At 52.8% G+C, this 20,332-nt stretch carries 16 protein-coding genes and 3 pseudogenes; 11 read left to right on the top strand and 8 right to left on the bottom strand.

Going from position 1 to position 20,332, the window contains the following annotated elements; translation table 11 throughout:
* Positions 1-15: 15 nt before the first annotated feature.
* Positions 16-600 carry a hypothetical protein gene (locus GOX66_RS19080; protein WP_170764616.1) on the bottom strand — a complete coding sequence of 195 codons (585 nt, stop codon included), beginning with the start codon at positions 598-600 and terminating at the stop codon, positions 16-18.
* A 504-nt stretch (positions 601-1,104) separates the two neighbouring features.
* Here GOX66_RS19080 and GOX66_RS19075 point away from each other — a divergent pair.
* The 3 genes from GOX66_RS19075 to GOX66_RS19065 all read left to right on the top strand — a co-directional run bounded on the left by GOX66_RS19075 (position 1,105) and on the right by GOX66_RS19065 (position 5,057).
* The gene (locus GOX66_RS19075; protein ID WP_170764614.1) at positions 1,105-2,763 is read left to right on the top strand and encodes an amidohydrolase family protein; all 1,659 of its coding nucleotides are present in this window, start codon (positions 1,105-1,107) and stop codon (positions 2,761-2,763) included.
* A gap of 116 nt (positions 2,764-2,879) precedes the next feature.
* On the top strand, positions 2,880-4,118 hold the full coding sequence (locus GOX66_RS19070; protein ID WP_170764612.1) for a zinc-dependent metalloprotease family protein: 1,239 nt from the start codon (positions 2,880-2,882) through the stop codon (positions 4,116-4,118).
* A 159-nt stretch (positions 4,119-4,277) separates the two neighbouring features.
* Positions 4,278-5,057 (top strand): glycoside hydrolase family 25 protein, encoded by a 780-nt coding sequence (locus GOX66_RS19065; protein ID WP_170764610.1) that lies wholly within the window; start codon positions 4,278-4,280, stop codon positions 5,055-5,057.
* A 30-nt stretch (positions 5,058-5,087) separates the two neighbouring features.
* Here the strand turns inward: GOX66_RS19065 and GOX66_RS19060 are convergent, their stop codons facing one another.
* The 4 genes and pseudogenes from GOX66_RS19060 to GOX66_RS26335 form a co-directional block, all read right to left on the bottom strand.
* A complete protein-coding gene (locus GOX66_RS19060; RefSeq protein WP_170764608.1) occupies positions 5,088-6,584 on the bottom strand; it encodes an FAD-binding oxidoreductase in 1,497 nt (498 codons plus the stop codon).
* Between the two features lie 222 nt (positions 6,585-6,806).
* A pseudogene (locus GOX66_RS26205) lies at positions 6,807-6,929 on the bottom strand (IS3 family transposase); the annotation flags it as partial.
* A gap of 543 nt (positions 6,930-7,472) precedes the next feature.
* On the bottom strand, positions 7,473-7,988 hold the full coding sequence (locus tag GOX66_RS19055; protein ID WP_170764605.1) for a hypothetical protein: 516 nt from the start codon (positions 7,986-7,988) through the stop codon (positions 7,473-7,475).
* Positions 7,978-8,172 (bottom strand): annotated as a pseudogene (locus GOX66_RS26335) (hypothetical protein); the annotation flags it as partial. The gene GOX66_RS19055 and the pseudogene GOX66_RS26335, both read right to left, overlap by 11 nt.
* A 19-nt stretch (positions 8,173-8,191) precedes the next feature.
* Between GOX66_RS26335 and GOX66_RS19050 the strand changes: the two are divergent.
* From GOX66_RS19050 to GOX66_RS19015, 8 genes are all read left to right on the top strand, one after another.
* Positions 8,192-9,007, top strand: a complete 816-nt coding sequence (locus GOX66_RS19050) for a hypothetical protein (protein ID WP_170764604.1) — start codon at positions 8,192-8,194, stop codon at positions 9,005-9,007.
* An 18-nt stretch (positions 9,008-9,025) separates the two neighbouring features.
* Complete coding sequence (locus GOX66_RS19045) at positions 9,026-9,442, top strand: site-specific integrase (protein WP_170764602.1); 417 nt, start codon at positions 9,026-9,028, stop codon at positions 9,440-9,442.
* Entirely contained in the window at positions 9,439-9,558 is a 120-nt protein-coding gene (locus GOX66_RS26330) for a hypothetical protein (protein WP_170764600.1), read from the top strand. Before GOX66_RS19045 ends, GOX66_RS26330 begins: the two co-directional genes overlap by 4 nt.
* 342 nt (positions 9,559-9,900) lie before the next feature.
* Positions 9,901-11,952 (top strand): ankyrin repeat domain-containing protein, encoded by a 2,052-nt coding sequence (locus GOX66_RS19035; protein WP_170764598.1) that lies wholly within the window; start codon positions 9,901-9,903, stop codon positions 11,950-11,952.
* Positions 11,953-12,570: 618 nt separating this feature from the next.
* Positions 12,571-13,566, top strand: a complete 996-nt coding sequence (locus GOX66_RS19030) for a phospholipase D family protein (protein ID WP_170764596.1) — start codon at positions 12,571-12,573, stop codon at positions 13,564-13,566.
* A 430-nt stretch (positions 13,567-13,996) separates the two neighbouring features.
* A complete protein-coding gene (locus GOX66_RS19025; protein ID WP_170764594.1) occupies positions 13,997-15,442 on the top strand; it encodes a COG3904 family protein in 1,446 nt (481 codons plus the stop codon).
* Positions 15,439-15,834, top strand: coding sequence for a hypothetical protein (locus tag GOX66_RS19020; protein WP_170764592.1), 396 nt, complete (start codon positions 15,439-15,441; stop codon positions 15,832-15,834). The genes GOX66_RS19025 and GOX66_RS19020 overlap by 4 nt, the downstream gene beginning before the upstream one ends.
* The gene (locus tag GOX66_RS19015; RefSeq protein WP_170764590.1) at positions 15,831-16,385 is read left to right on the top strand and encodes a hypothetical protein; all 555 of its coding nucleotides are present in this window, start codon (positions 15,831-15,833) and stop codon (positions 16,383-16,385) included. Before GOX66_RS19020 ends, GOX66_RS19015 begins: the two co-directional genes overlap by 4 nt.
* Positions 16,386-16,589: 204 nt before the next feature.
* On the opposite strand, the pseudogene GOX66_RS19010 reads toward GOX66_RS19015, so the two are convergent.
* The 3 genes and pseudogenes from GOX66_RS19010 to GOX66_RS19000 all read right to left on the bottom strand — a co-directional run.
* Positions 16,590-16,999: pseudogene (locus tag GOX66_RS19010) on the bottom strand (protein NO VEIN domain-containing protein); the annotation flags it as partial.
* Positions 17,000-17,165: 166 nt separating this feature from the next.
* Positions 17,166-18,641, bottom strand: a complete 1,476-nt coding sequence (gene tcuA / locus GOX66_RS19005; RefSeq protein WP_170764588.1) for an FAD-dependent tricarballylate dehydrogenase TcuA — start codon at positions 18,639-18,641, stop codon at positions 17,166-17,168.
* A gap of 18 nt (positions 18,642-18,659) precedes the next feature.
* Positions 18,660-20,330, bottom strand: coding sequence for a thiamine pyrophosphate-binding protein (locus tag GOX66_RS19000; protein WP_170764586.1), 1,671 nt, complete (start codon positions 20,328-20,330; stop codon positions 18,660-18,662).
* Positions 20,331-20,332: the final 2 nt, after the last annotated feature.

The following is a 20,332-nucleotide window of genomic DNA, read 5'->3' as shown; positions in this document are numbered from 1 at the left end:
GCTATCATGCTGGATTCACACAGTGAATCCCTCACCCGATTTGTGCAACAAAGCCGCTCCGCTGCAGAATACTTTTTTGAACGACTTAAACGCGCCCTCCAATTCACCGATCTTCTCCCCTTTGGTTGAGGCTTTCCTTTCATACTGATCAATGGCTTTGCAGATATCCTCCTTTTGGTTTTTGTATCCGGTTGGTTTCAGGAACTCATCGAATGACTGAATCGTACGAAGCATGCGCCTGAGATTGTCCTGCTCATGCGATTCAAATTGATTGCCGCCAGCAGTCAATATGTAGAGGCACTGATTGCAGAAAAGAAGTGCGCAAGACTTTCGATATACGTTCGGGTGACGCTTTGCTATTTCGTGATCCCAAAGAGATGTGAGTATTGAAATACCGATATTCCTTTTTTGCGTACCGCCATCGAAATAACCCAAGGCTTGTGAGTATTGCTGCCTGAAGTGGTCAACGTCACTCGAGACTATCTCCCATCTGCGCTGCGCAAACGCCATGCCAATCTGGACAAGTGATGCAACTAAAACGCCGATCAAGGCTCCAAGGAAGCCTGGTCCACCCAGTTCTATGAAAATTTCCCAAGTCATTCTACCCTCCGTTCCTTCAACGCTGAGTATACACTGCTGCCGTTTGTAAGACCAAACGCGTGGGGCGAGGCGCACTCCAACGGCACAAGCGTTCGACGCGCTTCTTGGGGCAATTGATTTTTAGCGATGAGTGCAGTCAGACGTTTTGCAATCGTATCACCAGAGCGCCAGCTTGTGGCGCGCGTCATTCAGGCTGCCGGCGCGAATTGAGGCCATCGCTGATGCCGCATGACCGAGAATATGAATGAACTAAAAGGCGATTTAGGTAATTCTAAGCTTGTATTTCCGACCTTTTTCCTAGTCAACCGCCGAATGAATACAACGGCGCTTTCCTTCTTTCTCGAGCAGTAATGCAACTAGAATTTGGCTCTCAGTTCGGATCAATTTCAATTATTGGCCAATTGTTAGTAGGTTTTTCTGAAGACGAAATTCAACAGGAGGTTGACTTGACGGCCCCCAATGACTGAACATTGACAGCAACACATTTTCTTGCGGGGCCTAATTATGCCTACACAATTCCCGTTCATCGATATGCATACACATTTGTTCACTGGACGGTATTTGCCAATCCACGGCATCATGCGCTCCTTCAAAGTCCCCAATTTTCTGGCCAAGGGCCTTCACCGGTTTGCGATTTCTATTACCGCAGCAAGCGACTTCGACGCCAACCACGATGAAAGTCAGGATGACCTCTTTGACGCAATCATGGGACGCGACGCTGACAAACTGATGCAAGTCACAACTGGCCGCGTTCGAACCCTGATCAGAAACAGCCAGTTCCCCAATGAGCGAAATCCGGACGAGGAAATGCGGCTTAGGGAGAGTTTGGGGGCACTTGATGAGTTCAGTGTTGCACTCGGGGACGTAGCCGAAGGTGACCGCCCGATAAGCAGCCGGATTCTTCATGACGGTCCATTGGCGGAGGGATCCGTATTCAGCGGGGAACTTACGGCACCTGACATGCTGGACTCTCTGCTGACCCGGGCCCTTGCGGCAGCCGGGAAGATATTATCTGGCACGGAGTTTTTTCATGATGCCGCGCACATCCACCTAGATGACGGTTACGATGAGGGAACGGATCATGGCTTGAGGGCGGTTGGCCTCAACGAACTCGAGATAAAAGGGCTCCGGCAAGTACTCCTATTCATCTCCGCCTTGGCAATGTCTGAGCGGAACCGTTTCCGGTTTCTCGAAAAGGACTTCGACAAAGGTAAGGCCGACGATGGTTTTGACGCAACCTATTACGTCGGAGTTCTGATGGACATGGAGGAGGCGTATTGTGAGATTTACGGCAGGAGCCTGAAGCGCCCACACTTCGACTTCAAGACCCAGATGTGGCGAATGAACGCCTTAGCCAAAGAGACTGACGGACGGCTCTTTTCCTACGGTGCGGTTGATCCATTCCGAAGCGCCGACTGGAAGTGCTATGTCGAGTACGGGCGGAACAATGGAGCGGAAGGCTTCAAGATTTACTGCCCCCTGGGCTATCGGCCGATTGATGACCGTAGCTATACCACGCCAGTCTCGCCGCATGCAGATGAGGATTACAAGAAGTATGCGGCAGCACCTGCGCCCTCACCACATGCTCAGAACGCGATAAGGGAGATTTTGCCGTACTTCGCGAAAAATAACATCAGGATGTTCACCCACTGCACTCCGATTGGATTTCAAACCAAGGAGGGCTACGGTGTCTTCGGAGACCCGGAGCTTTGGCGGCGGGCAATGAATCGCTACAACGCGCGGGACCTTTGGTTGTTCCTAGGGCATGGAGGCGGTGCCACTCAAGTGGATTGGTTTGGTTGGGCGTCCGAGACCGATGCGGGTTTCGATGAGAGTTTCGCATACCGGGCCATTCAACTTGTTCAGGACTACGACAACGTCTACATGGGTCTAGGCTACATCATGCAAATGGTGGATCCCAAGATGCGGAAGGCCATTGTTACTCGGCTTAAGACAGAGTTAACAAAACCGAAGCCGGAAGGTGCAAAGTACCACTTCCGCGAAAAGGTCTGTTTCGGCACAGACTGGTCAATGCTCGAGATGGTCGGTCGAACCCGCTCCTACCTGAATGCATTCTACGAATTCTTTGAAGACGAAGAAGTGCGGCATTGTGCTCCTGCGTTCTTCCAAGGCAACGCTCTTCGGTTCCTCGGCCGGGATTAGTAGTATCGCCGTAGGAATGCTCCCTGCGCCATATGGACTGAAACTGAATCCCCCAACTAGCGAATAGACAAAGATTAGTACGACGACGGAATTTTAGGCACTGGGAGGATCAGAAAATGCGGTTGAATAGATTGAAGAACTGGGTGCTTTTCCTGATCGCAGGAGCGGTTTTGGCCATCTCATCTTGCCAACAAAAACCTGCTGGCGATGTCGTGATTTTCCAGTACATTGATACTCCGGTCGGGCTATCCGAGAGAAGTGGAATTTGGGCGCAAATGCAATATGTTGAGATTGCTCCAGAGTTGTTCGCGGTCATCGAACGCTCGGACTTCGCCCGGTCGCTGCAAGAAGATCCTACTCTAATCTTCAATGTCTTCGACGGCGAGAAAATCTCGCTAAGAAAGTATCGAGTCGAAAACGTAGACGGCTTCAAGGTCTTGTACTCCAACCAAGTTGAACATGACGTCGAGATCTGGGTGGATGGTCGCAGAGTATACGGTCGTTTCGAAACCAGTAGCGACAATTATGTTTTCGACTCTTCCATGCGTGAAGATATCTACAGGCTGTCCAAGCTTGACCCAGCGATAGAAGGGCGATCAGACGACACTCTTATCGCTCCAGGCAGACAAACACGTCCTGCCCCACAATTCAAACAAGAATGCGACTCGAACCCCTACGGCCTCCCAATCGGGAAGCCAAAAGGCATCCTCAGCATTGGTGTCATTTATAGTGCGGCTGCGAAGACAAGTATGCCAACAATCGACCTCGGAATCCGTTCGGCGGTAGGCCGCATGCAAGGAGCGATGGGCAGCCCCAATTTCTACACCAAAGTTGAAATTTCAGAACTTTCTCAAACGTCGTTCAAAGAAACCTCTGACAGTGCGAGCGACCTCAGTCGTCTTCGGGCCAATAGTGAAATCGCGCAACTCCGCAACAGAACTAAGTCAGATTTCATTGCCTTTATAGGCGATTATACCTCTGTTTGCGGCCGTGGATATCTGAACGAAAACCTACAGCCAAGCGATGAGAGCAACGCTTTTTCTGTTACGAGTTATTCCTGTCTGAGTAACGAGACACTCGCCCATGAGGTTGGGCACAACATCGGTTTGCGGCACGATTCAGAGACAGATTCAGGTGGCTCCATCAATCATGGTTATATTGCCCATGGGCCAAGAAGGCGCAGCATAATGGCTTATAATGCCCCATGCTCAAGGCGTGGATACAATTGTCCGAAAGTAAACCGCTATTCGAGTCCAAAATATCGGATCACGAAATCAGAAATGTTTGGGGATTCTCGCTCCATTAACCTTGAGGTGATCTGCAATGCAGTTCCAATCGCGACCAGGTTTCGTTGATCGAAGCCCATGATCTGAAGGAGGTTGTGGTCGAACAGACGCTTGAATTTCGCGTTCTTAATAAGCATGCTCGAGGACGCTCGAGAACGATGGCAACCTTAGTTGAATCTTTCCAAGTTGGGGAAGGGCAAGACCAAAGAATATTAGTGGGAGATTACTATGACGATTGAGTTTGTGGAAGACGACATTTCCAGAAGCGAACTTCAAGACCAACTCGAGAAGATGTTCTCAATTGAACGTGTCAAAAAGGATTTCAACTGGCCTGACGACAAAGATGCAAGAAGAACCCACGGCATAGATGTATCTCATCATCAAGGTGATATCGATTGGATAAAAGTAGCGGGCACAGATCCAGCCTTTGCGTACGTCAGAGTGACGTTCGGACAGACTGTGACGGACGAAAAATATAGACAGAACCTTAAGGGTTCCGACGATCATCAAATCCCAAAAGGAGCCTATCATTTCTTGACTCGCAGCGGTGATCCGAGGGATCAGATCGATAAATTCATGAGGCTTTATGAGCCGTTCGTCGCCGGGACGGACTTGCCTCCGTGTGTTGATTTTGAAACCTATGTAGATCGGCAGACCGGTATTGAACAATGGGGGTTGATCCCTAGAAGTCAGCGGATCGACAAGCTAGAGGCAGCGTTGGACCGGCTGGAGCAATTGTCTGGCCGCAAACCAATTATTTACACAAATGGATACGTCTGGCGGCACTTGCTTGGGCAGGATGGTGACATCTTTAACGGATATATGATCTGGATTGCTCGTTATGGGGGGTATCAAAACGAAGATCCCAACATAATGCCGGGCTTTGATTGGTGGGCTTGGCAGTTCACAGACAAGGGTAAGATGCCCGGCATTACGGCCAACACCGTTGATAGCAACATCATCAAAGCAGGGGGAACGCTGGACCCTTATCCAGTTGTACTGACGTAAAGTCAGGACACAGAGTTTGCGATCGTAAGATCAATTAATGGGTACGCTCTGCTGGTGCTGAAAGACATCGTTCGGATCTAGCGCGCGCTTGATGGACTTCAGTCGTTGCAGATTGGCTCCCCAGTACGAAGCCGCATAGTCGGGGAGCGAAATGTCGGGGTAATTGACGTATGCCGTCCCTGTCGCGAATGGCCTGAGAGCAGCATAAACCTTGTCATTCTGCGCAACGCGAAGGGCCGTTTCACGCGACTGTCTCCATTGGGAAAAATACTGTACGGCCCAGCTGTTTTCTCCACGATAAGGGAACGGTGTCTCAGTTTGGGCTAAATCTGCAATTGCTCCACCCAATGGATCGCAGATTGCGACTACGTGACCGCTTGGAATGCTCATTATCTCATCGAAGAGAACGTCCATTCCCGGTCTACTCAGGGGCTTTTCGAACACGTCGGACTTTGCTTCCATGAAGACCGGATCGTAGTCGAAATTGTTTCCTGCATAGAACTTAACTGCGTCAAAGAACGTCCTTCGACGGGTTGTAAGAGCACCGGTACCGGGTGCAGGGTGGACAATGACGTTGTTGTTCAACTCATCTCTTAATTGTTGTTCTGAGCCAACCGTTTGTCCAAAGCATCTGAGACGGAGCTCTCCGCTTGAGATTTTCTCAACCTTCATGAGCGCCATAATTTCATTTGGAGCCGATGGAGACCAATTCTGCCAGGCATCAAAAACATCACGGGCAATGTCACGGCTTGCACTCGTATCCGGTAGAGCCCAAGTAACTGCAAATGTGTGGACGTAGGACAACCTGTGGATCTGAAATTCAAATTCGGTGGCAGCGCCGAAGCTTCCGCCCCCGCCGCCTCTTGCCGCCCAATAGTGGTCAGTTTCTGTTTGATCAGTGGCGGAAAGAATACGACCTTCGGCATTCACCAATTCAATGCGAGTGATGTTGTCACTTGCCAATCCATAGCACCGACCAAGAAGACCCTGACCTCCACCCAATGTGTGCCCAGCCACCCCGACGGTTGGACAACTTCCTGCAGCAAAGGCAAATCCGGCTGCTGAGACTTTTCGATAAACAGCCCCTAAATCTGCGCCTGCGCCTACCGTAACAATTTCATTCACTGGATCCACGGTGATGGAACTCATCGGTCTGAGATCAATGACCACACCAGAACTTTGTGAAAACCCTTCGTAACAATGACCGCCACTTCGCAAAGCAAAAGGCAGCTCATGCTGAGTGATCCAATTTATCGACGTGGCAACAGCCTGAGGCGTTTTGCACATTATTCTAAGTGCTGGAGCTAAATCGTTGCGGATGTTGTGCAGCGGTAGAAATTTTATATAGTCAGGCGTTCCGGGAAGTAAGAGCTCCGCATCTGGTATCGTCGGGAGAGGCGGCAGATTAGCTGCTAGCGCGACTTCGATTTTTTGGGCGCGCATTCCCTCAAGAAGCGCGTGCTCCTCGAGCAACTCACGCTCGGTGAGCTTGGCTTCAGCTTCAACAAAATAAACACTTCCTTCCATTCCCTGAGTTTACAACTCCGATGTAAGGGTTCCAAGTAGGGAATATTGTTTAATCATTTGCACTTGATGCCTTTCATCAGCTCATGACTAAGCAAAAGAACAGAAGAAAGTGAACGACGCGGGTGCCTAGGAAACTAGGGGCTATTCAGACCGCTTTGGCGCGTCATGAGATAGTTGAACTGAGGTGCCCCTAGTTTCCCAGACGCCTGAGTGGTTCATTTTCTTCTGTTCAGTTTCATAGTCAACCGGCGACAGCATGCCATTGTTGGTTTGCTTGCGTGTTGGGTTGCAAAGCATCTCGATGTAATCGAACACGTCCTGTCTTGCTGCATCACGATTGAGGTATGCCCACCCTCTATGCCCCAGTTGCGTTGCCCGCAGATGTCACTGCGGATGGGTTCTTGGCCTCGGGACGGATCGATATATCAGGGCTGGGCGCTTTTGGCGGGGCGGTGGGCTTTCTCGAGCTTCGCCGGGACGGCAACCCCTTGTTGATGGATATCGTTCTGGGGCTGCGCACAGACTTTATCTTCTTTGCAAATATTCGGGGGTGCTGGCCTACAACTATAATGACTGGTTCATTGCCAGCAGCAGCGAACCCTTCAAAGAAAGACCAACCTTGCGGGGGTACCTCTATTTCTCGGTGCCCCGCAAAGAGCTATTGGCGCGTTTCCTCTCTGATCCAATAGGCATGATTGGCAATCACCCGGAATTGGACAAGAACCTTGTGAAGGCGATCCAATCCACACGGTTTAGAAACGCTGAAAAACTGTCCTAAAAGGTGGGACCACTTCAGCATCAACAGGTCACCCTACCTCAGCTCAAGCTGAGTTTGTCAGACAAGACCCCCTGCCCGCCTCAAGCTGGTGTCCTTTGACAGCGCGGGGTCTATCTGTCTAGTTCGGTTGCCAAGCGTTCAGCATCTTCAAGGTCGTCGATAGCAGACTTCATGATCTTGAGTGCATGAAGGAAACCTTCACGCTCACTCTCACCGATTTTTTTCTGCTGATATGCGATAATTCTAAAGCGACCAAGACGCACGCGCCGATAAAAACTCGTCACACGTTGAGCCAAGTCCGCCTCGATCAGTCCAATGTTCTCAGTGTTTGCCGCAAACACTGGATCATAGGTAAGATTCTCGTAGAAGAGACTGGGAACTATGATCTCCTCGCCTTTTGAGATTTTTGTCTCGAAGTCATTGATCAGCTCAAGCAAACCTGCTTGCGCTGTTGCTGAAATTATCGAACGAATTTCGGGTGCAAATGCTCGTTTGATCCGCCTCTTCTTTCTATTCTCTTCTACACTAGAAACGAGCAATGGGACGGTCGCGCCGAAGAAACCGCCAAAAAGTGCCCCAATCAAAGCTGCCTGGATTTCAGTTTTCCCTAAAAAGTCAAAAAACACTTCTTCTCCTTAAAAGTTGGTTCCGAGAAAGCACCACCGTAAGCATATGCTCAGATCCGCCGCCACGACGGTAAAGCAGCTTTCCGGCGATCTGCAGAACCTCGACCCGAAGCTTCGCCCGCCAGTTCCCGAACCGCTTCAGCGGCAGGTCATGTGCCTCGCAAGACTCCCTTTGATTCAATCCGCTGTCGCTCCAGCCCTAGATGTGCGACCGCCAGAACGCCTCCAGTTCATTGCGCTTTTCCTCACTCAGCCGCGGCATCGTCACCTCCTTCGTCACAGACCTCGCCGTGAAAAGAAGATCGGAACCGCACGCCAAACGCCAAGTGTCCGTTGCCGCATCCAATCTTCTCACAGAAGACGAGAACAAGGATTTTGACCGTTTCATAGCGGGTGAAATCATGTTGTCCGGAGCTATCGAGAGCGCTGTGGTCAACGCAACGTCACAAGATATGGCCAGAAAATATGCGGCCACAGGCGCCATTGCACTCGAGTTTTGGGGGGATATCGCTCTGTCAACCGTATCGACCGAACACGTCAAAGACCTGATGTGGTTCGTTCAACGGATACCAGCATTGCACGGGAAGAAGCATGGCAACAATCGCTTCGTCAAGGATCGTCAAAATGCGACGAAGCGAGAGGAGGTTGAATTGGCGGATCTGCACGATGCAGAGTGTCGCACCAAAATCGAGCACGACACTTCGCTCTCGTTGCCTGAACAACGCGCCCGCCTGGTTGAGGTGCTTATCCCCAGGTTGACAATGACCACGGTCGGACACCACCTCGACTGGCTGCATGCCATTTTTCGAAACGCTCAGGAGACGCTCAGATACAAGGGACAAATCCGGTTTTTGACCACAAACAAAATGCAACAGCACATCAAAGTGCAGAGCGAAAAGAACAAAGACCCGCTGTTCTTCCGAAAAGAGAAACCAAAGGATCGTGATTCCTGGTCGCAAGATCGCCTTCGCAAATTGCTGCTCTCTCCCATCTTCACTGGCTGTGGTTCAGTGTCCTAACGCTGGAAGCCGGGAACAATGATCGTTCGGGATGCCAAATATTGGGTACCGCTACTGGTCATGACACTCGGCAGTCGTATTTTAGAAGTCCTGCAACTTAAAAAGACGGACTTGATCGTCCAAGATGGTGTTCTGAGTCTTCAACTGGGGATCACGGCGGAACATCGCGTCAAAACAAGTGACTCCAGAAGGGTGCTACCTCTGCCTCAACTCCTGATTGACGTGGGTTTTGTGGACTGGGTTCATTCATTGCCCGCAAATCAACGCCTTCTGTTTCCCTCTCCGGCAAAGGGTGCTGATATTGCCGCCATCTCCGGAAATTTCGGGAAGCAACTAAAGACACTATTCACCCACTTGGGCATCGCAGATTGGCACGAGGATTTTTATGCGCTGCGAAAAACAATGAGCAGCGCGCTCGAAAGCCAACCAAAATGACGCCGAAAGACGCAGCGCGTATTCAGCGTGCAACAGCCAAAAAAACTGGCGGCGGAGTTCCCAAGGGCAGTTTTGCCGCAAAAGCGCAGTCCGCCGCGCACAAACCCAAGAAATAGGGCTCAGGCGACAGCGGGGGAGCGAAAGGTCCCCCGCTTACTACTGGCGTAAAAGCGTATGAAGTATTGCAAAAACAAAGACATGAATCGAATGATACAGCACGAAGTCAGGGAAGGAGCTCAGTTCCGGAGCGGGCGAAAGCACGGCAAATTGGTGCTTTCCAATGAGGGTCTTCTGGTGGTTTCCAAGAGCCCAAGCGACTGGCGAGCATTCAGGAACGCGCGTGCAAGGTTGCGCGCCCTAAAGAACACAACGAAACCAATTCATACTCGAGAAACCTAATGACACCTATTCCTCAACCCGCAGAGATCGTGGCATTTATCGTCCGGTGTTTTTATCGCGTGGATCACGAGAACAACCCGGCCCTGAAGAAAAAACTGCAAAGGCTAAAACAGGAAAAACCATTGTCGGTGGATGCGGCGATGGACATCCTGGAAGAGAACCTTGGTGAATTATTGGACGCGAGCCCAAACAAGGGGCAAGTCCTGCTTGGAATCCGCCACTACCTTGGCGCCTATGTTGGATTTGCAAAGGGCTTGGACTGTGGCGCGCTGCCGGCAAGCGAAGTTCGGCGCGTTTTTGATCAATACTCTGTTGGAATGTTTGCCGCGGCGCTACGGTCGCTTCTGAGCAAGTATCGTACCTACCTAACGGACGTCCTGGGGGAGCCCGAACAAGGTCTCTCGGTTTTGTGGAAGTCTTACACCCAAGGGCGGTCGATTGGAGAGATCGCGTCGAATTTGCAATCGAAAATAGCCAAGGAAGACGGCACCTGGGAAAAGAACATAAACCGTTGGCTAAGCGGACAAAGGATGAACATATCCACCATCCTGGAGATCACAACCAAGTTTGATTACGACTTTGGTCTGACCCTCCTCCATTTGAATGCCTATCAGGAATATTGCCAGTTCGCTCCCGTGGACCCAGCAAAGCATAGACCACCCTTTCTCGAAACAGGTGAGAAAATCGTTCAGGACATCATCGAATTGGCCGAAGGGGAATTTGCACATTGTGGAACGCTCGCGCCAAGAACCCAACAACACGTTGAAAAGCTGACAAAGCTTGTCGATCCTCGTGTACTGAAAGAAGCTGGAGATGCACATAAAGCCGGTGAGTGCATCAAGGCCATCAGGGCAGATTTGGCTGGTGAAGACCGTCTCGCGGGCTTGGGTTTTCAGGAAGGTCTTTACGAAGCTCAGTTGGGAAACCTTGATCGTGCCCTGGAGCTTTCCGAAGAAGCCGCCGAATGGTTCAAATTCCGCAGCAGTATTCATCTCAAAGCTTGCTTGCACCTTCTGCTCAACACGGCAGCGGCGCTGGGCAAGAAACGCATTCAGAAAAAATGGGCTGGATGGTGTGAAGCGCTTGGGCTTGAAGTGTTGGATCAAAAAACCGCACGTCCATTTCTGAGGGATTTTCCTCACCCTTTCGTTGAAGCCCAGAATTGGCCGTCGAAAAAACCGAATGACGGGAGCTTTGTGTTTTTGCCCGACTGGGAAACCAGACAGCCAGACCTGAGCAATCCGAACCGTTTGGTTAAGGGCTATGAGGCAACACCATCGCCTCAGTTGCACTTCTTTGCCCATCTTGGGCAGGTCGATAAAGTCAAGGCTCTTCTGGAAAACGGCGCTGACCCCGAGAAACTCGATCCTGCCAATGGTTCGGCATTGTTGAACGCTATTCAGGGCGGCGATGACCTTTGCTTTGAAACGCTATTAAAGGTGACGTCCGAGGACGTAATCAACACGAGAACGCGCGGAGGTAAGTCATGTCTGCACGAGGCTATCCACGCAATGAAACCCAGCTGGGTCAAAGCCTTGTTGGGCAAGGGTGCAAATGTGGAAATCGAAGGAACCAAGGGGCAATCCCCCCTGTATTCAGCTGTCAGCCTTTTTCTGGATAAACCCGGAATCACGCGAGGGTTTCGCGATCCGTTGGTTCAGTACAATGGGACAAAAATGCTACCAGAGGGTTTGCGGCCAAGCAGTTCGCCTTTCGTTGATGGTCAAGCTCAGCTCCTGGACCCAATCACTGAACAGTATCCGGAAATCGCTGCAGCCTTCCTCGACTACTGTGCCGATGAGGTCTTGGGGGACAAGGAAAGTCACCGAGAGATCGTTCTGGCTTTTCTCGAGGTCGGAGCAGATATCAATGCCAAGGTTTCGCCTCAGGGTTGGACGCCGTTTCTCTATGCGGCCGAGATTGGCAATGCGTGGCTTTTCGATACCCTGATCGATCATGGTGCCAGCATTCGGGACAGGGTGGCGAATGGCCATACAGCATACACTTTGCTCATCGGGTATGGCCACAATGAATTGGCCAAATCATTCCTTCGCAAAGTCGCGGCGGCTGAACGCATCTGGCTACGCGAGACACGTCCGCATGGAACGTAATACAGAAAGGTGTTCTTACACATTAAGAGATGAGAACAGGCCTCAAACTCTCGTCCAGTCCCTGTCGTTGTATGCGGGAGCGGTGTCACGCCGCCATAGCTGCTCGGCACGCTTGTAGTTTAACTGCCAGCCTGCATCTCTCAGTAAGGCCCCGAGCCGGCGATAGCCGTCGCGCCCGTGCCCAACCCGAAACTGACAACTATCAAAACCAAACCCGTAGCTTTTCGTTATGAACGATGAACCAGCGGGCGGCGGATCAAATTCGAGATGACCACAAAAAAAAAGATTTCGAACTTAGTTGAAGCGCCGAATTACTAACGCAATACCTTTGGGGATGACTGCAAAGCGTGTTGGTCGAATTGTGGATGATCGAGACAAATGCCAGTTTGTTAGGGAATATAGCTTTTGGAGACTTAACCAGTAGTGTTCGCTTCCGGCCCAAGGCTGCCGTATGTGCGGCATTCAAATTGCTGCAGCGTGGCCTGCCATTGCGGTCAAGCGGCGAGCCCAAACTACGCTGACAAACAGCGAATTCGCTGAACTGGCAGCCTACCCCTTCCATTGCTCGAGGCCAGCAAGGATGATCGGCGCCGATTCGAAGCGTGGGAGAACAACTAAATGCCCGATTTTGTTAACGGCAACGAATTACTTCAATGCTTGGCTACCGCAATACGAGACGCCAAGGATGTCCGTCTCGCCGTCGCTTTCTGGGGAGACGGGGCGGCCGATGCACTCGGTATTGATGAGGGTTTTGGTGCCAAGTTTCGGATCGTGTGCAATCTCATGAGCGGGGGTACAAACCCCAACGAGATTAGGAGACTGCAGGTTCGCGGCGCCGAAGTGCGCCAGCTAAATGACCTTCATGCAAAAGTCGGTGTGACCGATGATCTCTCATTCTTGGGCTCTTCCAACATGTCGACGAACGGTCTGGGCGATGAAGGATCTGGGGCCAGCTGGCGGGAGGCAAACATCGTCTACCGGAACTCTCGCCCTGAAATTGAGAAAATCTTCGAAGAATTCTGGCGAGACAGTACCGAGATCAGCAAGGCAGACTTGCAAAATGCCGAGGCAGTATGGACAGCGCGCCGTAAGGGAAACGCTGTCGCCTCGGTCGGTGTCGCAAAACGAAGCTTGCTGGATGTGCTGCGCACGTCGCCCGAGTATCTTGGTGCCTTGAACGTCAGGATGGTTGTTTATGATACAGTTACCGACCCCGAAGAATTGGCCATTCTTGACCGCGCCGAGGCTGAGGCACAGCAAAGGTACAACGGCCCATTCGAAGTTTACTGGGATTGGGAAAGCATGGAGACAGAGGCTGCGGATGCCTATCTGGTCGATTTTGACTGGCCAGCCAAGGGTAAAATCGATGAAGGCAACCTTTACCGCAGAGAAAAACATAACTTCAAAGACTTCTCAAACGAAGCAGGAATTTTCCATGCGGTCTTGGAGATCGAAACAATCGAAGGAATCACATTCGGCGCGGCGGACAAGTTCGCCATCCGTGGCGCGTTCCATCGATACGTCCAGGACGGGCATAAGGGTGAATACGAAAGTCAGCGTAGCTACAACTTCCCTATTTCTGAACTCGCACCGTACCTTCCGCCGAACAAATAGGTTCTGCTGATACTGTCTCGATCGACATGTCACAAAAGAGGCCCTCAGTTGTGCATGCGTCCGCACGTCTTTTGACGGAGCACCCGGCATGTTGGCCCCAAACGAGACAGTCGACCTCAAACAGAACGCCGTTGTGATCGGGCAAGACTTGCGCCCACTGGTGTACTTTCGGGACTTCGTGATGAACCCCGAAAGCGCATCTTGTGGCGCAACGACCGTAAAATTTGAGACATGGCAAAGGGTGATGCGGTGGATAACAGTATCAATCGTTCGATAGCAGGAAGTGAGATCAACTTAGCGATCCAACAGTAGGGTGTTCGAAACCTCACAATTCGGATGAACGCCCCTCCTGCGATGCAATGCATAGTTGATTCCACTAAAATTACACGTTTAGAAGCAATGGCATGCCCAAAAAGAGAAGAACCATTCTGTGACCAATCGCTTCTACCTTTCGACTGCTGTTCTTTTGTTCACGTGGTCCCCATTCACATCCGCTCACGCCGCAGAAGTAACCAAGACTCCGAACGACGAAATGCGTTGCTATATTTCGGTCGAAGGCCCGATCGAAGCTGGAGACGCTGACAAAATTCGCGACGCAATGGCGAGTTTTTCTACCGACCACCCGGAAGAGGCGAACCTTTTCTACCCGAATTCGATGAACAGCTGGAAAAAAGTGTGCTTCGATAGCACCGGGGGAAGTTTTTCAGAGGGCGTGAAGATCGCACAGTATTTGCTGGGTAAGCGCATCGGAAGTGCTGTTCCCAAAGATGCCCAATGCCTTTCGGCCTGCGCAGTGGCATTTATGGGTGGAACAAATGACACCAAAGGGGATGCGGGCCTACTCCCCTTCCGCCAATTGCATCCACTTGGCAATCTGGGTTTCCACGCACCTTTTATCGAGGTTCCCGAACGCGAGTATTCGGCACAAACTGTCCAGCAGGCATTTGAAGGAGCCCTGGCGAATATCGGCTTCCTCTTGGAGCGAGGAGACCAAATGAACATTCAGCGCAGCCTCGTCTTGCGTATGCTGAACACACCCAGCGACGACATGCTGTATGTGAACACCGTTGGCGAGGCCTCTCGTTGGGGTATTGCGATTGCTCCTGTTGCACCACGTGACGAGCTTGATGCAGTCTCAACTATCAATGCCTGCTACAACCATGAGTTCTTTCTTCAAGACACTCTATTGCCTATTTTTGCCAATACAGAAGACGTGGCGATCGAAAAGGAAGGCTCGAGGATGACCGGCAAGCTTCCTTTCGGTTTTCGCGGAGAGCGTGCGATGCCCTGCGATATAATCCAACCAGCAGACTCGGAATACAATCGCTATGGGCCGCTGACACATCGCGCCATCCACTCGATCACTGATAATGAAGGGGTCTACCCTTATCAAATGTATGACCCGCAAACGCCGATCACTGCGCTTTACAACCCCGACGGCAAGCCGCCTGCCCGTATAGCAAAAATCGAAAAAACCACGGATGCCGAGGCTGTTTGCCTCGTGTTCGCAGATGGCAGATTTAGCGATCGGGAACCCTGCCGTTGGGAAATTGTGAAGACCAGGCACGCTGATTTAACCGTGGACAACGTTTGGCGTTTCCATTGGCCATCGGGCAGCCAGACTGTTGTGGAAAAAGGAAAAGCCGGTACACGCCAGGCCGACATTTTAAACGGATCTTCGGCGCAAAAAATCGATAGTTGGAACTTGCCGGACGGAACAAGCACGGCGATTAACGATGCAGCCCAGATCCTGACTACCCCAGAGGAACGGTGGCTCAATGAAGATTGTTGGCTAAACAATGCAACGGGAAGCATTTTTTGCTTCGGCAGCTTCAGCGTGGCGGGATACCAGACCATGGAAGAGATTACGGAATGAAATCAACTATTAGGACACTGCTGCTGAGTGTTGCGACCCTTGGGCCAACCGCTTCTGCGGCGCAGGACGATGCATTCTTCCTCATGTCTGGCGCTCAAATCGATTGCATTGCCAAAAACGTGGACAGCTACCTGTCTTCTTCCGAAGAAACCTTGTTCATCAGACCCGGCGACTGCGGCTCAGAGCGAACCGGCGAAACCATAAGCTTTATGGAGATGACCCTGAATGCCGCGCCCGACATCAGAATCGCCGAAGAGCAAAACATCCCCGACGAAGTCGTTGTTCTGACCCGCGAAGATCTGGCTTGTATCGCACGTCAATCCTTACCAGAGGTCGCAAGTCTCATCGCCTTTTACCCCGATGGTTGCCGAGTGGTGGTCAGGGCACCATGAGCCTTCAACTCTCACGCTTCGATAAGATCGCAGACATCAGCTTCAAGGTTTTCAGCGTCGTAGCAATATGCTTTGGCGGAATACGCTATTTTCAAGAGCGCGGCGAGATCGTAGAAAAAGAGGCCCAAAGTAGATCTCTGTCCTATATCGAGGAGTATGGCAGTGAGAGGTATGTGGCTGCCCGTCTGACCCTACATGAGTTCTGGTCCGAGCGCCCAGCGCTGGTCCAGCTGCTGACGAATGGCAGAATTTCGGAGAGGGCTTACCGAGCTGCGCTCAGTCAGGAAGTTTTCCGGCACAAGGCCGACCACCAGATACGAGAAGCGCTCATCCTCTTGGACAATTTCTACAGCCAAGTGGCTTTCTGTCACAGAGCAGAGCTTTGTGACAGAACTATCCTGAATGAATTCTTCTGTCAGGTGGCGCAGTCAGAAGCGGTGGCCTACCTTCCTTTTTTCGATCGAATGGCCGCCGAAACCGGTGACAGCGATCTGGGCGACGACTTGTCAGACTTTGGAGCGCACTGCGTTTCGGTACTTGGTAATCCTTAAGATAAGCGCAAGAAGTCAATCCAACGCCATACATCGTATCCGTATTCGAAGCTTATCGGACTGGGTGGTCGTATTTTGCAACGGAGGCTCTGGACCAGTTTTTTTTTGAGTTTAGGCGGCAGCGGTTTTGTGCTGCAAGCGGCGTTCTCCCGTTTATGGGCCTCGCCAAGGTGAACCTACCCGCAGCGTAACATGGAGGATCCCTCAGAGAAAACTCGCTCGGAAGCTTGTGGCAGTCAGTTCGACATGGGCATCCAAAGGCGGGCGCAATTCAAACGCCTTCGGATTCCTGGAAAAATTCCAGAGGCGAAAAAGTGTCCAGTTGTCGCGGTTCGCATCTGCGATTGTCAGTTCCTTTTGGAAATATGAAACGGCGGGCGCTCCCAACCGTTGGTCGTCTTCACCTCAATCAGTCGGCTTTGGCCATCAAGTGTGAAGCTGGAGATGTCATATCCTGCACCATCGCCGTCTTCCTGGCTGATCCAACGCACCCTTTCGGCAAGATCCTGGCGTCCAGCATCAGTGAGGGTCGCGCGTTCATGGATTAAGACGCGTTCTTCGCCAGCCTTGCCGAGGGATCTGTTACGTTCATCTCGCCCAGCCACATCGAGTTTGCAAGTAAGACGACCAGTTTGTGGTCTTGTACTTCGTTGGGGCACAACTGCTCATGCCCTCCAGCTATCATGCTGGATTCATACAGTGAATCCCTGTCTGGATTTATGCAACAATGCCCGGTCGAACTAGTCGGCTCGATCAAAAAACAGACAACCTGCGCTCATTCTAGCCGCTATTTACATGCGTTCCGGCAAGGCGTCCGAAGACCGATCCGTTGATAAGGCCCGTGCCGCCTGGGTAGTTGAAGAAGAACACGCCTCCGACCAGTTCTCCCGCTGCAAAGAGCCCAGGGATCGGTGTCAGGTCGTTGTCGAGCACCTGGGCGCTGTCAGGATCGATCCTTAGCCCTCCGAAGGTGAAGGTTACACCGCAGCCGACTTGATAGGCCTCGAATGGGCCCTCGTCGATAGTATTGGCCCAGTTCGATTTCGGCACCGCCAGACCTTTAGTGGCGCGCCCATCCTTGACGTTGGGATCAAACGGGATGTCCTTATTTACAGCAGCGTTGTAAGCATTGACCTCACCCAGAAAACCTTCTGGATCGACGCCTTCCATCTTGCCAGCCAGTTCCCGCAATGTCGGGGCGGTCACTTTGGTGACCCGCTTGATGCGGTATTCGTCACGCAACAGATGCGTGACCTTGGCATCGAATACCTGCCATGCAAACTGATCGGGCTGTTCGAGGATCACTCGTCCGTATTTCGCGTAAGTATAATTGCGGAAATCCGCACCTTCGTCGACAAAGCGCCGACCGGTCGCATTGACCATGATCCCCCAGGGGTAGGAGTGTTTCTGGAACCCGTCGCCGACATCCAGATCGCCGAATTCTGGCGCGTTGTAATCCCAGCCCACCGCATGGCAGCCAGACCAGTTGCCAAAAGACGACGCGCCGATCTCCAAGGCCATCCGGATGCCCTCGCCATTATTGAACCGCGAGCCGCGCACCCGAGCCATTTCCCAGCCTGGGCCAAGGTAGCGCGTACGCATCTCGGTGCTGGCCTGAAAGCCGCCCGAGGCCAGCACGACGGAACGGGACTTCAGGTCGAACATCTCCCCCTTGTGACGCACTTTGACGCCTGTCACTGCATGCCCATCGGTGATAAGTGACGTCACCCGTGTCTCGTATCGGATCTCGACACCTGCATCCCTGGCGATTTTTGTATGCGCATCGACTAGTCCCGGGCCGCCGCCCCAGGCTTCGAGTGTAAGCCCACCCCAGAATTTGAATCGCCCCTCCACCTTGAACGCCTGTCGCCCATAGATCGGCAAAAAGCGTATGCCCTTGTCGCGCATCCACGTCATGGTCTCACGCGAGGTCGTCACCAGCCTCTCACAAAGGGCTGGATCGGTGCGATATCGGGTGACACGGAACATGTCGTCAAAAAACTGGTCCTTGGTGTAGGTACCGAAATCAGTTATGGCGATCTGCTCCTCGGACAGGTCCGGGCATAGCGCGCGGATGTCATCCACTCCGTCATAGGCGAAGCGGATCGCGCCGGCGGTATAGCGAGAATTGCCGCCATTTTCGGCCTCTGGGGCGCATTCCAACATCAGCACACTGGCTCCTTGCTCTCGAGCGGCATGGGCCGCGCAAAAGGCTGCGTTGCCGGCCCCGACGGTAATCGTGTCCCAGGTCGTCATCTCTTTATTCCTCTCATTTCAGCCCTCTTTCGCGGCTTTGAACAAGTCCTTGCGCAGGGTCATCAGCGCGCCGGGGTCGATCTTGCATTGAATAACCGTGGTCTCGCCGCTGGCGATGGCTTTGGTCAGGGCCGGTCCCATCTCGCCGGGGCCATCCACCCAAATCCCCCTGCCGCCGCAAAGTTCGGCGAACTTGTCAAAGCGCGGCGACAGGATTTCCGCGCCCAGTAGGCGACCACCGTAATACTCCTGCTGATAGGCCTTCTCAGCGCCCCAGGCTTCATTATCCAGGACCACGATCACGATGGGCAACCCCTGTGAGACGGCGGTCTGGATTTCGATCATGGTATAACCGATGGCTCCATCACCCATGATCGCCACCACCGGGCGGTCCGGCGCGGCCGCCTTGGCCCCGATGGCAGCAGCCAGCCCGAAACCGACCAACCCGAAATCCAGCGGCGTGATAAGCGAAAGCGGTGCGTAATGCGCCAACCGGTCCGCGGCCTGCAGGCAGGTATTACCGGTATCCAGCGTGACAATGGCGTCTTTCGGAATCGCCTCGCGGATTTCGCCCAACGCCCGGCGCGGGTGCATCGGCAGAGTGGCAATCTGTGCCTCATCGGCCCGTTCCGCTGTAAGGGCGGCCATGTCCTGTTTGAAGGCCGCGCGCCACATATCGGCGTCAGGCTTTGACGCGGCCGTGGTCAGCGCCAAAGCGGTCTGCGCTGCATCCGCCTGAACCGCGATTTCCGCCGGGAAGTACCGCCCTACAGCAGAGCCATCGATGTCCACATGGGCAATGCGGGTGTCGGCCCCCACATAATCGTTGCTGTGAAAGGTGGAGTTGAAGCCGAGCCGCGCGCCCAGGACCACCATTACGTCGGCCTCTTTGGTAAGCCGGCTGGCCACCAAGTTGCCGCGTGGACCAGCCTGACCGGCAAACCACGGATGGCCGTGGCGCATGATGTCGGCATGGCCGGTCGAGGCGACCACCGGAATTTCCAGCATTTCAGCCAACGTTGTCAAAGCTTCGCGACCTCTGCCCCATCTGAAGCCACCGCCCGCGAAGATAACCGGACGTTCCGCGTTCGAGAGCAGGTCAGCTATGGCGCCGATATCCGATGGAGCGGCAGGCCCTGGACGGGCGATATTGACTGGTTCCGGATCGATCGCGGGTATTTCGGCCGCGAACAGATCGCGCGGGACATGCAACACCACGGGACCGCGACGCCCCGAGTTGGCAAGCCTGATTGCATCCTCCAGCATCGGTGCCAGCCGCGAAGGGTCCGGCACCATGACCGAGCGTTTGCAGATCGGCGCAAAAAGCGCGACCTGATCGACCTCCTGAAACGTGTCCTTGGCCTGATCCACCCGCGTAATCGCCCCGGCGATGACTACCAGCGGCGAATAGGCAAGATGTGCCTCAGCCACGGCGGTGACAAGGTTTACCACTCCAGGTCCCGCCTGTGCGCCTAGAACAACGCCGGGTTTGCCGGTCATCCGCGCCCATGCATCCGCCATATGCCCTGCTGCACGTTCGTCTCGCGCACCGACATAGGCAATGTCGCCGCCATGATACATGGCATCATACAATTCCAGCATCGAACCGCCCAGCAGCCCAAAAACAGTCTCAATCTTATTTGCCTTCAAAACGCGATAGACGGCCTCGCCGCCATTGATCATAGTCATGT

It is taken from the genome of Ruegeria lacuscaerulensis (assembly GCF_013031245.1).
Classification (GTDB): Bacteria; Pseudomonadota; Alphaproteobacteria; order Rhodobacterales; family Rhodobacteraceae; genus Ruegeria; species Ruegeria lacuscaerulensis_C.
This window is presented reverse-complemented; position numbering and strand designations above follow the sequence as displayed.